This is a genomic window from Priestia sp. YIM B13552 (assembly GCF_042787775.1).
GTDB classification, from domain to species: domain Bacteria; phylum Bacillota; class Bacilli; order Bacillales; family Bacillaceae_H; genus Priestia; species Priestia megaterium_E.
In genome coordinates this window covers 107945-122962 of record NZ_JBHZOU010000008.1, presented here as the reverse complement: position 1 = coordinate 122962, position 15018 = coordinate 107945, and the positions used below count along the sequence as shown (strand labels likewise).

Annotated in this window: 16 protein-coding genes, 1 tRNA gene and 1 pseudogene; 11 read left to right on the top strand and 7 right to left on the bottom strand. The window is 34.5% G+C overall.

Features of this window, described 5'->3' with window-relative positions; translation table 11 throughout:
• The first annotated feature begins 137 nt into the window (after window positions 1-137).
• The 3 genes from ACFX40_RS24115 (at window position 138) to ACFX40_RS24105 (ending at window position 1217) form a co-directional block, all read left to right on the top strand.
• Window positions 138-659: a hypothetical protein gene (locus ACFX40_RS24115; protein WP_377256692.1), complete on the top strand. Its 522-nt coding sequence runs from the start codon at window positions 138-140 to the stop codon at window positions 657-659.
• Window positions 646-810, top strand: a complete 165-nt coding sequence (locus ACFX40_RS24110) for a hypothetical protein (RefSeq protein ID WP_377256689.1) — start codon at window positions 646-648, stop codon at window positions 808-810. Before ACFX40_RS24115 ends, ACFX40_RS24110 begins: the two co-directional genes overlap by 14 nt.
• Window positions 811-1031: 221 nt before the next feature.
• The gene (locus tag ACFX40_RS24105) at window positions 1032-1217 is read left to right on the top strand and encodes a hypothetical protein (protein ID WP_377256687.1); all 186 of its coding nucleotides are present in this window, start codon (window positions 1032-1034) and stop codon (window positions 1215-1217) included.
• A 123-nt stretch (window positions 1218-1340) separates the two neighbouring features.
• On the opposite strand, the gene ACFX40_RS24100 is transcribed toward ACFX40_RS24105, so the two are convergent.
• From ACFX40_RS24100 to ACFX40_RS24080, 5 genes are all read right to left on the bottom strand, one after another.
• Complete coding sequence (locus tag ACFX40_RS24100) at window positions 1341-1787, bottom strand: RDD family protein (RefSeq protein WP_377256684.1); 447 nt, start codon at window positions 1785-1787, stop codon at window positions 1341-1343.
• Window positions 1788-1972: 185 nt separating this feature from the next.
• The gene (locus ACFX40_RS24095) at window positions 1973-2320 is read right to left on the bottom strand and encodes a hypothetical protein (protein ID WP_377256681.1); all 348 of its coding nucleotides are present in this window, start codon (window positions 2318-2320) and stop codon (window positions 1973-1975) included.
• A gap of 195 nt (window positions 2321-2515) precedes the next feature.
• The gene (locus ACFX40_RS24090; protein ID WP_377256678.1) at window positions 2516-2935 is read right to left on the bottom strand and encodes a hypothetical protein; all 420 of its coding nucleotides are present in this window, start codon (window positions 2933-2935) and stop codon (window positions 2516-2518) included.
• An 84-nt stretch (window positions 2936-3019) separates the two neighbouring features.
• Window positions 3020-3499 (bottom strand): SMI1/KNR4 family protein, encoded by a 480-nt coding sequence (locus ACFX40_RS24085; protein WP_377256675.1) that lies wholly within the window; start codon window positions 3497-3499, stop codon window positions 3020-3022.
• Window positions 3500-3542: 43 nt separating this feature from the next.
• Complete coding sequence (locus ACFX40_RS24080; RefSeq protein ID WP_047752048.1) at window positions 3543-4322, bottom strand: ParB N-terminal domain-containing protein; 780 nt, start codon at window positions 4320-4322, stop codon at window positions 3543-3545.
• Between the two features lie 159 nt (window positions 4323-4481).
• On the opposite strand from ACFX40_RS24080, the gene ACFX40_RS24075 reads away from it, so the two are divergent.
• Window positions 4482-4566, top strand: a tRNA-OTHER gene (locus ACFX40_RS24075).
• A gap of 66 nt (window positions 4567-4632) precedes the next feature.
• Here ACFX40_RS24075 and ACFX40_RS24070 read toward each other — a convergent pair.
• Both ACFX40_RS24070 and ACFX40_RS24065 read right to left on the bottom strand, forming a co-directional pair.
• Entirely contained in the window at window positions 4633-5934 is a 1302-nt protein-coding gene (locus ACFX40_RS24070) for a replication protein (RefSeq protein WP_377256672.1), read from the bottom strand.
• Window positions 5935-6416: 482 nt separating this feature from the next.
• Entirely contained in the window at window positions 6417-6992 is a 576-nt protein-coding gene (locus tag ACFX40_RS24065; protein WP_034655621.1) for a MerR family transcriptional regulator, read from the bottom strand.
• Between the two features lie 1973 nt (window positions 6993-8965).
• On the opposite strand from ACFX40_RS24065, the gene ACFX40_RS24060 reads away from it, so the two are divergent.
• The 7 genes and pseudogenes from ACFX40_RS24060 (at window position 8966) to ACFX40_RS24030 (ending at window position 14352) form a co-directional block, all read left to right on the top strand.
• Window positions 8966-9223, top strand: coding sequence for a hypothetical protein (locus ACFX40_RS24060; RefSeq protein WP_098580420.1), 258 nt, complete (start codon window positions 8966-8968; stop codon window positions 9221-9223).
• Entirely contained in the window at window positions 9220-10419 is a 1200-nt protein-coding gene (mobP2, locus tag ACFX40_RS24055; RefSeq protein ID WP_377256667.1) for a MobP2 family relaxase, read from the top strand. Before ACFX40_RS24060 ends, mobP2 begins: the two co-directional genes overlap by 4 nt.
• Window positions 10419-10853: a hypothetical protein gene (locus ACFX40_RS24050; RefSeq protein WP_074682816.1), complete on the top strand. Its 435-nt coding sequence runs from the start codon at window positions 10419-10421 to the stop codon at window positions 10851-10853. The genes mobP2 and ACFX40_RS24050 overlap by 1 nt, the downstream gene beginning before the upstream one ends.
• 50 nt (window positions 10854-10903) lie before the next feature.
• Window positions 10904-11179: a hypothetical protein gene (locus ACFX40_RS24045; protein ID WP_043977016.1), complete on the top strand. Its 276-nt coding sequence runs from the start codon at window positions 10904-10906 to the stop codon at window positions 11177-11179.
• Window positions 11166-12172, top strand: a pseudogene (locus ACFX40_RS24040) (ArdC-like ssDNA-binding domain-containing protein); the annotation flags it as partial. The gene ACFX40_RS24045 and the pseudogene ACFX40_RS24040, both read left to right, overlap by 14 nt.
• 456 nt (window positions 12173-12628) lie before the next feature.
• Window positions 12629-13150, top strand: coding sequence for a DinB family protein (locus ACFX40_RS24035; protein ID WP_377256664.1), 522 nt, complete (start codon window positions 12629-12631; stop codon window positions 13148-13150).
• A 167-nt stretch (window positions 13151-13317) separates the two neighbouring features.
• Complete coding sequence (locus ACFX40_RS24030) at window positions 13318-14352, top strand: hypothetical protein (protein ID WP_377256661.1); 1035 nt, start codon at window positions 13318-13320, stop codon at window positions 14350-14352.
• Window positions 14353-15018 lie beyond the last annotated feature (666 nt).

Genomic DNA, 15018 nt, shown 5'->3' with positions numbered 1-15018 from the left:
GTCAACTTAAACTATCAGGAATGGAGCGAATCATGTGACGAAAGAATTAGCCATCTCATTATTAAGTCGAAAAGACGTCTATTTAACGGTAGAAGGTAAACAGATGTTAGAGGTCATTTTGAAAGAGAATAACGCGTATGAAGAAAAATAAGAAGGCTAAAAATCAAGTAGACACCTATCGACCAACTGTACGGTATCATTCAATTTATCGTACATATGTAGATAGCCTTTTTCAGGCTACCGAGTTAGACCGAAATCAAATTATAAGGTGTGCGCTCTTTACAGCAGCGCACAACCCTGTTTTCTTAGCATTGATGAATCAGTATAAAATGAGTGACGTCCCTCTTCCCTCCTCTCCATGGCAACCTTCTTCCCACCCGTTATGGATGGAACAAGAGCCAAACACCGAAGAGAAAGGAGGAGGCAACCATGATGACCTTGAGCGAAAAGGAACGTCTACAAGCGCTTTTACGTTACTTGGAACATCAACAGATGGCCAACCAATGTCAGGAGCAACTACTCAACCCAACCAACAGTTCTCTAACCATGAAAAGGCAGCACGCATTACGAGACGTCAGCAACCGACTGAGAGACGAACAAGGGCGGTTCCTACCTTACAATTATCAAACAATGGAGGAATTAGACTTGATTTTAGATAAAGAAGTAGAAATACAACGAAAACTGAAAATAGAACCGATTGAAGGTTCTTATAATAGCTATGCGGTGAACGAAAAAGAAAAGAGTGATTGGAGTGGAAATATCTATTTAGCTTGTGTAGCAGCGATTTTAGCGATAGCTTTTTTTACCTGACGTCTTTTTAGAATAATGTCGATATTTTGGTCATAAACATATAGCATAAATACAGTTAAGACCGCCTTATACAATGATAAGTAATGGGCGGTCTTTGTTCTAAATATGATTAAAAACATCTGAAAAGTGAGCAGAGTTTCGGTAACGAAAAACAAGAATAAAGATACATATTAAATATATCTTTTATACCTTGTAATATAAATGACACAGGAGGAATGTAGATGGAAAATAGCCCTCGTTTCGAAGAATTAGTTTTTGATTTTGAAAAACGTTTAGGTCGACATTTAAATGACAAAGAAAAAGAGTTACTTGTATGGATAGTGAAAAAAGAAAGTAATAAAGTAATAAGGATGTTCAATAATCCACAATTAACCTCTTCACATTTCAAGAAATTTTCTGATGTTTAGCTATCTACTCATACCTGGTAGGTGATACACAGAAAAACCTCCTACACATTGAGGTGTAAGAGGTTTAAATAGTCCCCACTAGTAGATTAGAAATAGAGGGTGTTCGGTATTGTTGGTTAAGTATTAATCTACAACTGCTTGTTTATCTTCTCTTTCATCGGGCTTTGCATATGTAACGTAAGTTCCTGCAATCATGTCATGAAGACTTCTTTTGTCCTTACGGAAAACTACCATGAACACACTCACAATTAGCGCAATACCTAATGTAAGACCATAAACAATGCCAGCTACAAGAACTCTTAGTAGCATTGCTCCGATTCCAAGTTTCTTTCCATTTATTTTGACAATTCTAACCCCAACAATTCGTTTCCCTATAGTATATCCATACCATAAAATAGGTACAGCAACCGCATAGATGAAACCTATGAGTGATGTAATGGGATCTTCACGATCAAAGTCTCCTGTAATAAGAAAGCCAATAAGCCCCAAGGGAATACTTACAATAATGCCATCTAACAGATTTCCTAATAGGCGTATCCAAAATCCTGCTGGTTTTGTTACTTGATCCACTTTATATTTCTCCCCTTCTTGTAAATTAACACTTTATCTATCTAAATAGCTCCTCAGATGATGATAACATGATTGAAGAGGAAGTTAAAAAATATAAAATATTTTAAATTTATCCACTAATAATAAAATACATGTCTCTAGTATTGATATTACTAAAGACATATTCATAGAAAAGAGATAAAAGATTAATTAGGTTTTTTTAGTTGTAAACTTCCCTTATCAAAGATAATAACGGCATTATAAGCTTCATATAAGGCATACACAGGGTAACAAAAAGCCATAAATACAATCATAGTTGGTACCTTTTCAACAACAGGAAAATGGCCGGCCAAGAAACTTTTAACCGTAATTCCTAGGTAAACCAATAAAGGAATGATAATAAAAGCTAATAACAATAACCACGGGGTCATCTTGGTTTCCTTCAGTTTTTCTCGACAATGTGGGCATTTCATTGTAAAAGGACTTGAAAAATCTTCGAAATGCTCAATTGTAATAGATTTTTGACACCCTGGACAAGGTGTTGATTTTTTCATATAAGCTTCTCCTTTTTGAAATGTAAAAGAGTAGAAATAATAGGGTTTTTGAATATATAACATTGCTCTTTTGAAAAAAGCTTTAAATAAGTTTAGAGCTCTCTACTTTGATTGGCTCTCTACGTTTCACATAGGTAGCTGTCATCAAATCGTGTAAACTTCACTTATCCTGGCGGAAAACCACAGTTTTAAAGCCTACATCTCGTCAAGGTTATAGTTAAATCGCTTGCATACCTGGTTTTTATGTTGGTAATTCGTTTTCATAACGTTGATGATGACATGTTGCTCATTTTTCCAATGTACATCAACGTCATGAATCATAGAAGGTTGAATTCCTTGAAGCTCCTTATATTGGTTAAGTGGGCTTCCAGGCTGTCCGTAGTACATTCTAAGAGAATCAGCCTTTTGTTTTTGCTCATAATCAAAGTAATCAGTGGTTTGTTTATACATCTTTTTTATTTCAACAATGTTTTGTTGATTAGGAGATGTACTGGTTGTAAGTGAGACGCTACGTATCATGTTTGATTGTTGCTGGCTTTTATCTAAGAAGTGGTTCATCATAAATACAAGAAAAATTACTCCGAAGGATAACATGATCCAAATCCACTTTTTCATGTCGACACTTCCTCTTTTTTGATTAAAGATCAAAATGAGTAGATGACCTCATTACCAAATGGTATTTTCTTCAATTACATATCCTTAGATAATAACATACTCAAAACTCTTGAAAGGTCTCAGCAATCTTTGATGTAGTTGGATCACATCAAATGATTCTTCGTAGTCTAGGAAATCAACAGACGGATTGTTTTTATCATAGTGAAAGTTCAAACACAAATAATCTCCCCATGCTAGCTTTGCAATTGGAATTAATTCAGATCCGATGAGATCTTCATCATAAAAATTCCGGCCTTGTTCTCCTAAAGAAGTTTCGCAGCAACCAATGTCATACACCCCATAAGGATGCTCACTGAAATTTTCAATAATACCTAAAAAACGTTCAATTTGACATCTCTTATTGATGGTAGTTAATAGTGTAGAATCTACTACTTTACACCCGTTATAGTGTTTCAAGAATTCCTTATACTCGTTGGGCAATTGGACGCGAAAAGAACCTTCTATTTCTGCAATGTCTTGATCCTTTGGTAATGGATAAATGATGCTTTCCTTAACAATTCTCACTGTTATCGCTCTCCTTGCAATGGATTATCTTCAAGGAAATACATTATGACTTCTGATATTCATACATAACTGGAACTTTATCCATTTTAACGGTTTTGGCCACAATATAACGACGGTAACCATCTTTCAAGATATTCGATCCTTTTTCAATCGTTAATGGCTCATCCAGACGCCCTGTACGTTTCACAAAATCAATGACCTTTTGTGTTTTTTGAGGGTTTGGACGTGTCTTTAAGAACTCTTCAGGTACGATGATTTCGTCGAAACTTAGAAGATCTTGTGTCCCTTTTGGCTGATTTGTTATTTGTTTCTTTTGTGGCTCCACCTTTTTCTCTTGAACAGGTGTCTCCTTCACTTCTGTCTGTACTTTTTCAGCTTTCTTCTCTTCATTTGCTGCAGGTTGAGAAGTAGGTGCCGGTTTTTCTTCCTGTTTGGTAGCAGCAACTTCTTGTTGCGCTGCAGAAGCCTCTTGTTTGGCCTCTTTTTTATCGTTTGGTTCATTGCCTTCTTTGTCTTTCTTATTCGGGAGAACGGTAATTTGGAAGCAGATTACACCTACTTCACCAGGACATTCATCAATCGGAATGTCTAAAGTTGGTTCTCCTTGAATTAAGATTTTTTCTTGCATAATACTTTTTTTGGTGAGACCTGTTTTGTTAAAAGCCTTCTTTGCAACAAATACCGTGTACGAAATAAACGTACTCTTCTTCAAGCCTTTAGGCGCAGATGGTGACCCTTTTTCACGCATATCAAAGGCAACATAGCGATCGTATTCTCGTAGTGGTCCTGTGGCTGACCCAGTTAACGTAATTTTATGTGGCATAATGTGCTCCTCCTGCGTAGATATAGACTTATTTATTATTTAGAACACTGTTCTAAATAAACACATCCTAGTAATAATTTAGCTTCTAAGGGATTTCTTCATTTTTACAATTTCTTCTGTCGTACATATAAACAAAGACTATGTGCATACTTGTAGTGTGGACTTGTAGCTCAATGGTAGAGCAGCCAGTCGTATTACACTATACAACTTTGGTGTCTTGCAGGTTCAAATCCTGCCAAGTCCTCACTTAAAACACTGAATACGTTAAAAATAGTGAAAGTCCTTGCTATGCTTTAACTATTTTTAAAAATTAAGAAGCTGGTTCCTTTAATTTAGCATGTTGATGCAACAATTCCTGCTCCTCAGGTGTTAATGCTTGTCCTAAATCTTGTTTCAGTTTCGCCATTTCTAACGAACTGTATGTTGAGCAATATTCTTGCAGCAAGCATTCCTCTTCTGGTGTAAGCTCTTGTTCTAAGTCTTGCTTTAATTGAATCGTTTCAAGCTGTTGTTCTAAAGATAGTTCTACTTTTTTTGTACCCTTCTCTTGATCCTGCTCACCCTTTAACCAATCAGGAACGATTTCTTTACGGATAATATGTTTTGGTATAAACAATTTTGTTGATGACTCTTCTTTATGTATAACTTCCTCATGAGATGGATATACTGATGAATAATCCTGGTTTTTAGGATCAACCAACTGATAGAATTGGTTTTTCGCAATTTTATAGAGTAATTGGCACATATTATCTAAGGACAAAGAATTGCCTTTATGATTAGCTTCATGTACATATTTGTCTAATGCAATAATAGATGTATACGCAATTTCATGTACTTGGCCTTTAGTAATATCAATATCTGTATCTCGTTTGACCGTTTTTGCAGCATTTTGAATGCGAGCATAAAAGTCTTTTAATTGATGACCATACTTACCTGCGTAGACTTGATTGACTTTCTTAGGAACACCTTTGATATAGGTAAATGACTGTGAAGCAGACATTAAATGATTATTTATATGATTTACAGGTAAATCAAGGTTAATAAAGGCACCAGGTGATTTATCAGTCTTTAAGCTTGGTGTATCAACGTTTTCTGCACTTTCTAGAGACATCACAGGAAGCGTCATAGGAGTTGTCATTTCTTCTTGTTGGACCGTTTGTATACCTGTTGTATCATGGGCAAAAAAGATTTCGTCGCAAATCCGATTAAAGTTCTTATGACTTTTAAGAATAAATACATAGCTATCAGGGTGAGTACCCGTTGCATCCTCTTTAATGTAACGTGCTACAAGTATAAAAGGTGTCGCTTTTAACGAACGTACGAAACGAGAAACAGTACTTTTAGAAACTTTAAATTTCTTCATGAGTGTTTCAGAACGAATGGCTTGGATGCCTGTAGCCACTAGGTTATAGATGACATAATCGAGCATTTCCATTCTTTTTTTAGGAAATTCTTTATGTATAGCTGATTGGTTCTGTTTATAATGAGTACGGATAATTTCTAAAAACTCTTCTTTCTTTTTCCGAAGTGTGGATTTGTTCTTCCACAACCACTTAAACCGTCCGTTGAAGGTGTCTACATCTTTTAAATAGCAGGTCAATATTTTTGTCATTTGTTCATTATCTCCTTTAAGGAACAAAAAAAGACACTGTTTCCCTGGAAAAAGGAAAACAATGTCGTGATTTTGAAGAACTAAGCCCTTGAAATAGACAGCTATTTCATATAAAATAAAACCATAAGTTTTATTTTATAGAAAAACTAACTCTATTAACAAGAGACTTCGACAAGTGTTTTCCCTACTGTAACTAGGGGGAACGGTTTAAGAGTGCTACCAACACGTCTTAAACAGTTGAAGTCTTTTTTCTATTCCGGTCATTTTTGTTAGTTTTATTATAGCGTTAATTAATCTCATAATTCAATAAGAATTAGTAATATATCTCAAAAGATTTAGTTTTGCACCTTTTATGAGGTGCAAATCCTATCTATATTCAAATGAATTTATTGTTGAAGGTATTAAGAGAACTTTCTCTGACAACTGCTACAAAAATAATAAAACAGCTTCTAATTACTGACCAGTAATTAGAAGCTGTTTTATTATTTTGTGAACATTCTTTTCCATATGCTTTTTCCTTGTTCTTTTTGAATTTCGGTCATAGCTGAATGGATAGAATCTAGTTTTTTAAGTAATTGATCATTCACTTCTTTTAAACGCTGATTGTCTTGTTCAAGTTTATTCATCTGTTCTTTTATTTCTATAACATCTTTTTTCTCTGCCAAATTTTCAGATGGAAGCGTTAGTTGTTCTTTCTTTTCCATTTTTTTATCCATTTCTTCTATTTTTTTAGCAAGTAATAAAAATGCTTCTTTAAAGGAGTTTTCGTTTATATCTTCTTCCTCTAAATCCTTGTTAATAATTTTTGTTTGTTCTTCGCTCATTAAATTTGCTTTAATTAATTCTTCACGAATCATTTCATTTGGTGCATGTTTTCCGAACTTTTCCTTTAGTTCAATAATCTTCTCGATTTTTTTATCTTCATCAGTAAATATGTATCTTATTCTTCCAATTCTTTTATGTCGTACTAACCCGACCTCGCACCAGTCCCGTAACTGATGATTTTCTATATTAAATTTTCTAGCAACTTCTGAAATAACCATTGTTTCTTCGCTCATAATTGTACCTCCCTCACAAACGAATTAATCTAACTTAGTTAGTATCTTCTTATATGAAATATTTTTAATAACTCAATTAAGTCTAACTTAATTGGTCCTGACTAATTAATTACTACTTATTTTAAAGCTTGTCTTTATTATTCTAGCAGATTTCACACTTAACTGAATTAAATTTATTATATTTTACGTTATGTAGTTCAATTAAATTTGAACCGAGTCCTTCAAAAAACTACAAATCCATTATAGTTTTTTAAAATATTACAATAAGTTTAATTAAAATGCAATTAAGTTCAACTAATTACAACTTGATTGTATTTTAATTAAACTTTTATTTAGTTATATTTAATTTAGTACAACTTATTTCGTTTTAAGTTCAACTAAATTAGGATTGTATGCAACGAGGGTATTTTAAGTTAATCTTAAGTTAAACTATCAAGTTTGGATCGATAATTTAGAACAAAAAAGTTATGTGTTAAGTTATTTTTCTCATTTAATCCTCAATAGATTGAGGAGTTTAATAGCTGAGACTACTGTCGATTCTGTTTAGATAATACACTTCTTCTGTAATATGGTGTGAAACATATCTATGTAGGCATTATCATAAAAGCAGTCTTTATGGCTGAAAAGATGCTTTATCTCTTATTTGTGGACATGCTTAGTAAACTCGTCGCTTATTTATTGTGAATCGAAATCGTTACGAATAAGTAAACCCTTTTAGGGCTTTTGGACAGTGTAAGTTTTTTGAAGTGCTTCAATGATTAATTCTGATGTGATTAAACGAGAAAAAATAGTACACAATTTCTTTAATGTGAATTTAATGAAGATGCTAAACAAAACCAACCGCCTCGTATCATAGAGACATACTTAATTTCAAGCACTCATTGTCTAGAGATATTTGATAAATTTTTGAAACGCTAAAATGTGTTTTGCTTTTTCGTCAATATGACCATAGCCTCTTTTTTGAAGAATCTTAGCTAATTCTCTAGGTATTAGAGAGCTTTCCTCTGCATTAAAAGATGTTAATGCATTCACGCAGTTATAAATTGTTACTTCTGATCACTATATTCGCTGCTTAATTATTTAACCAAGTTTTCAGCATGGTATAAATACATAATCCATTTTTCAAGTCATCATTTTATTTTCTCCCACTTATGTTCATTTCCTGATTTTGTCCAGTAGTCATAACTAATCCAGACTCAATTGAGTCTGGATTAGTTATCTTATTTGAATGAAAATTAATTAGGTAGAGTCAGCTTTTATTGGTACATTTAGTCTATGTATACCTAATTGAAATTAATTTAAATCAATTAATTACTAATTGGGTATAAAAAAATATAGATTCGACAGCTTTTAATCAGACAAGTTGATATGCTCTATTTTAATTAAATTAAACTTCTTTTTTGTTGAGTTAATTTTAATTAAATTGAGTCTAAATTAGTGATAATTAACTTGGTTTTTTAAAATTAGAGTTAGATTCTTGCAGAAGAAAAAAGAAAATCTAATTGTTTAGTTATATATTAGGGTGATAATAAAATCTTAAAAAGTTATTTAGTGAATTAATGAAAAGTTTTCAATTTGAAAAGTACATGTCTTTAATTTTTATCAAAAGAATAGAGAAACAGAAACAAGGATATAAAAGATTCACTTACATGCTAAAAGCATCCTGCTTCATGAATATAAGCAGAAAATTTTACGTGAAAAGATGAAAAAATGAATGGAAAGCAACAATATTTAGCCATAAAATGAAAAAACATAGGGAGACGCAAAGGGGACATGGCTCCAAAATAGGGGGACATAAAAGGGACAATAGGATTTTAAAAGGGGACGCAAAGGGGACATTAAGCGACTTTCTTTGTACCCACGGTTTTGCTAGGCTCTGCCTAGCCCCACACCTATGGTGGGGGCAAAAACCCCTTATGCTCTTCTCCCTTTTTAGGGGAAAGAGCACTACTACAAAAGAGAGGTCGGATAAAATGGAAATTAAAATTCGATATGTTGATCCAGTTGCACTTAAAAAAATTGATAAAATCGCAAAAGAAAAAAAGATTTCTCGGCAAGAATTTTTAAAAGGTCAAATTGAAACACTGGCTGTATTTCAAGAACAAAAAGATCGTGAAGCAGAGCTAGAACGTCTCATTGATCGAAATATAAAGATGATGGAAAGGTGTGCAGTGGCAATTGAAACAATCAATGGATTTATTCAAGATATGATGGGAGAAGGTGAGGAATGAGTACATCTCCTGTTATTCCAGGCGTAGTGTTGAAAACAAAATTTGTTACATCTGATAAGAAAGCTTTTCAAGATTATGTCGATTATGTAGATCGTGATGATGCGAAAAAAGAACAGCATACTCATGAGAAACTGTTTACTCTTTATCAAGATTATATGGATAACCCTGATAAGACATCTTCGTTGTTTACCGAACAGTCAAATCAATTGAATGACGAGGAGAAAAAGCAATTAAAAAAAGTGTTTGAAAAAGCGCAAAAAAATAACAGCATTATGTGGCAGGATGTCATTACATTTCATAATCCGTGGCTCCAAGAAAATGGTTTATATGATGCTGATACTCATACAGTGGATGAGAAAAAATTAATGGATATTACCCGTCAGTCTATGAAGGAAATGCTTAAAAGGGAAAGGCTAAATGAGTCGGCTGTTTGGTCAGCTGCCGTTCACTACAATACGGGAAACATTCATATTCATATCGCAACAGTAGAACCACAACCTACTCGTGAACGAGGCAAAAGAAAGCCTAAAACATTGGATGCGATGAAGTCAACAGTCGTGAATCAAATTTTAAATCGAGGTGAGCAGCACGAGAAAATAAATGAGTTAATTCGAAAGGATATGGTCGGGAAAAAGAAGCAGGATTCTTCATTAAGGTGGAAGAATCGTGACATTCAACCATTGTTTTTACAAATCTATAATCATCTTCCAGAAGATAAAAGGCAGTGGCAATATAGTTACCGAACATTAAAACCAATGAAGCCATTTATTGATGTGTTGAGTCAAAAATATATTGAAAAGTATCATCGCAATGAGTATCAACAATTACTTGGAAAATTAGATAAAGAAGTAGAGGAATTAAAGAAAGCATATGGAGAAGGAAAGGTTGATGAGAAACGATACAAGGACTACAAGCAAACAAAAATAGATGATCTCTATAAGCGAATGGGAAATGCTTTTTTAAAAGAAATGAAGGATTACGATAAGCAGCAGCAACAGGTTAAAAGAATGGTAGAAAGCCGAAAACAATCAAAACGTCCTGAAAGTTTTAATCAACATATCTCTATGCATTTTACATTAAAAAAGATGGAGCAAGCATTTAAATCAGAATATGAAAGTTGGAAAAATCAAAAACATTATGAGCAATTGCAAAAAGATATTGAACATAATCGAGAAGCTGAAAGGGGTTATGAATGATGGAGAAACATCGACGTACCATTTCATTAGATACGAAAACAGATGAATATATTCAAGCTTATATGGAAGAACATCATTTTCGTTTTCCAGGGGAAGCCATTATGGATATTTGCCAAAAGTATCAAGAAACCAAAGAAAAGGAATGGTCATTACAATATATTTCGGAAGTGGTCAGCAATAACTTACATCAGGTTTTAAAAGATGAATTAACAAAGATTCGTCTTGGGGCAAATAGTGCTGATAAAAACACACAAATTTTAATTGAATATATGAACGGTCTTTTCTTCCATCACGGTTTTGATGGATTAATGACAACCGACTTACAAGAGTTAGATAGCACAAAGGTTGCGAAGGAAGCTGTTGAGAAGCGTATTGCAAATCAACGTCAAAAACGGATTGATTGGGAAGAGTCCAAAGGGAAACAACCATCTTAATGATGGATTTATATAAAGATAGTTTTAAACATGTAGAGGAGGAATCAGATATGTTTTTTAACAAGGATTTAGTATTAGCTTCGATTAAAGCTGTAGGAGAGGATCATGCCATTGTACAGTATCAAGACAAAGAAGTAGAGGTGAATTTAAGTCCAGAAGAGGCGAAGGAGTTTCATCAATATGTCGTACATCAAGAGAATATGTTGGTGCCGATGAATATTAAAACACAGAAGCTTTTTGTGGATTTAGAAGAACCTTGGTATGAACAAGAATTAGAAGAACTTAAGGGGATCTCCTATCAAGAAGAGGAGGATGAAAATGAATAAAACGTATGCGGAAAAATCAGTTGAAGATAAGCGTAAAGAGGTTGAAGAGTTAACGAAAGGTATGGAAAAGAAGGTGGAGCAGCATTTTCATTCTGCCGAAGAACTAAAAGACTATTTATCTTTTATGGGTAAGTTTTATCAATACTCGATGTCCAACACAGCTCTTATTCAGGAACAGTTCTTTGGTGCTCAAGCAGTTGGATCATTTAAGTTTTGGAAAGATAAAGGGTTCTCTGTCAATAAAGGGGAAAAGGGGATTAAGATCCTTGTTTCAAACAAAACGGTGCCTAAATTTAAAGATGAAAAGGGGAAATGGAAGTCGATTAATAAAGCCACTCCTCAAGAAAAGAAGCTGATTAAAGAGGGTAAAAAAGAAATCACTCAAGGCCGACTGTACTTTTCAGTCGGCCATGTTTTCGACGTGTCGCAGACGAACGCAAAAGCGAGTGATTTCCTAAGATCTTTCCAAATCGTTGGTTAGAAGGCAATATAGAGGATTACAAGTCACTTTATAAAGGAATGGAAGCTATTGGGGAAAAGAACGGTATTTCCATCATTGCTCCTAAAGAAGAACTAGGATCTGCAAAAGGTGTTTCTTATACATTAACAAAAGAGGTGGCACTGAATCCTCGTAATTCAGAAAAGCAAAATGTAAAAACACTGCTTCACGAACTCACCCATGCCAAACTTCATATAAAGGACACATATCTAAACTATACAGCTTCGGAAAAAGAGTTTCAGGCAGAAATGACAGCTTATACCGTTTCGTCCTACTTTGGAATTGATACGAGTGAGTATTCTCTTGACTACCTCTCGAACTGGACAAAGGGAAAGACCTTTGAAGACAAAAACAAGCTATTAAAAGAGGTGCATGAAACGTCAGTTGGCTTTATTGAAACAATCGAAGAAACGTTGGTAAAAGAACGAGAAAAAAATCAGTCACCAGAAAAAAAGGATGAAAAACAGCAGCAAGCAGATCCTCGTTCTTCTGAAAATACACGAGAGAAAATGAAAGAAGGATATGTAGATTATAAACAAAAACAGCAACAGGAATCGGCACAAAATGTAGATAGCATTTTAGATCGTGTCACAGCTGAAGAGAAATATTATTCAACCAAAACACAAGCAATCAAAAATGGATGGATGACGAAGGAGGAAGTCCTGAAACTTGAACATCAGATTGATTCAACCGTGACTAAAAACGAGAAGGGGATTATGAATGGTCAAGTTCAAGAACAATCTCTTACTTTTCAAGACCGTATGGAAGTGGGCAGTCAAATGCAATTCCAAAAACGTACAGGCACTGTCAAAAAGAAAAAAGAAGAGCAGGAACTCGAAAGGTAAGGGGGCGTAAAGAGTTCTCTTTTTTATTAATGTGGGCTGTTCTTATTTGCTGTACAATGAACATTATAATATAAGTGGGAATATTCAAACAAAGGAGTAGAGAGTATGGAAAAACAAGAGTATGAATGGGTAAAGCAAACACGTCAAATCTTATTAGCACAATGTAAAGAGTTAAATGAAGACGATTTTACAAAAGAACTAGGATTTGGTTCTCAGAGTGTAAGAGATTCTTTGATTCATATTGCAGGTTGCTATCATGCTTGGCTAGGTTCTTTTGTTCTCTTACAAACGAAATCGCCTCTTTTACCAAAAGAAGTAATTAGTAATATGCAGATAAGGGATATTCAACGTTATTTTGAACAAGCAGATGCATATGTGGATGCTGTATTTCAACAATTTAGCGATAATTTCGATGACATTATTGAAGGGAAACTTGCTTGGAGACCAGAGGTTAATAGTATAAGAAAGTCCCCTCGACAATTGCTCATGCATACAATTACACATGAGTTCCACCATAAGGGACAAATTGTAGCTATGTTACGTTTATTAGGTCATATCCCTAAACATACAGACATAATTGGTCTACCTGACAAGGAAGTTGGATCAGTTGCTTCAAGTAAGGAATAAGGGAGTTAGTTAAAGGTTCCTCTTTTGAAAGTAACAAACTTTATCCAGCATCTAAATTTAACTTAATAAAATTAAATGTAAAGAAGCAGAGGTTGTTTATTCCTCTGCTTTTTCTCATGCAACTTGGAATTTATTTATTATCTAAATACTAATTACTTGGGGGAACAATGATGAAAAAAGTAACGTCTCTTTCAAATGACCAATTTAAAACACTTATTGCAGATAAACGAGAATTAAAGAAGTTTATGAAGCACCCACAAAATGAAAAAATCGAGGCAGATTGGGCAAACATCAGTGAGAAACAGCTAGAAGACATCCCTTCTGGTGCTGTTTACTTAACACAATCAGCTCTAGGAAAGGAAAAACCGCAGGTTTTACTTGTTTCTACGGATGAAAAAGGGCAAAAACAAGCCTATAAAAGTGAAGCAACAGTTGATTTTTTAAGAAGTCATGATGTGAATCCTGTTTTAGAGAAAGATCGAGAAACGCAGCTCAAAACAAGCTATCTTACGTTTTTACAAGCGCATGAAAAAGAAAAGCCTCAAGATATTGATAGTATGTTAGCCCGTGTGAACGCAGAAAACGATTATGTGATGTTGAAATCAAGTGCTTTAAAGGAAAAACAGTTTACCCCTGACCAATTAAAAGGAATGGAAAATGAACTTTCTCATCAGTTTCAAGCACGAAAACAGTCACAAGAGAAGGAGAAATATCAAGAAGATTACAAACAAGAAGTACTAGAAGTTATACAGCAGCCTAGTGAAGAAACACAGTATAAGCAGCTATTTAAACAAAGCTTGCTGGCCCAATTAGGCATATCAGATGAAAAAGATTCTTCTAAAGAAGTGAAAAAGGAAGCTGAATCAGAAAAGGCTCCTGTCGAAAAGCAGCTCAAGCAAGAAACACCTCAAGAGAAAGAACAGCGTGTGGCCAAAATGAAGGAGTTTGAACAAAAGCATTCCTTTGATAAGGTGTACAAATTGAAAAAAGAAGTGCTGCAGGAATTAAAAGAGCTGAATTTGACTGATTCTCAACGTGAGAAGTTAACGAATCTCGAAAAGGCGTTGGACACAGAGAAAAAGGATCACGACAAGCAGAAAAAAGAAGAGAAATCACAAAATGGATTCACAAAATTTTTTGCACGGAATAATGGAGCATTTTCTTCAAAGAAACGGGACCAGACACAAGAAATGGAACGATAAAATAAGCAAAAGGTGAAAAGAAATGAGAGGGCTGAAAAGCCCTCTTTTTTCATAGGGTGAAAGAGAAGGAGGGATTAGGTGGGAGAACGAAAACACGTCAATGAGGGGGAAATCATGAAAGCAGTGCGACAAGTAAGCAGCTTTAACTCCCAGTTTCAGTGTTATTAACTGCTTCATAAGTTAATAACCTTCCGAGTATAACGGATGTTCTCGCTCAAAACGGCTTTGCTGGTTAACGGCATCGTTCGGTTGCATGAGAGAAATGTATGGAATCTGCCAGCTTAAGGTGGTCCTCCATGCTAGAGAAAGAATGGTATAGAGCAGGTTGAAATAACTTATAGTAAGTATATTTACCTGTCAATTGACTAACTTAACGTGAACCTTTGATAAACATCGTTATGATTACCAATGGTAAAAAGCTGATACCATTGCATTCCTGATTGGCATCAATACTTGCTTTATATTGATGATTATACCCATATATCAGGCGGTGAAGAGAAGGAGTCTGTCCCATTCGTATCTGAAACAAGCTGAACTTGGTAAGCCCAATTGAGTCCTGTTAGCAGGTAAGGGAATCAAGCTAAGGGTGCTTGCACTACGGCAAGTGAACCTGAATTCTCAAGTGGGTAAAGGAGGGTGGAAAAAGCGAATGCCACTAAGCAAGAA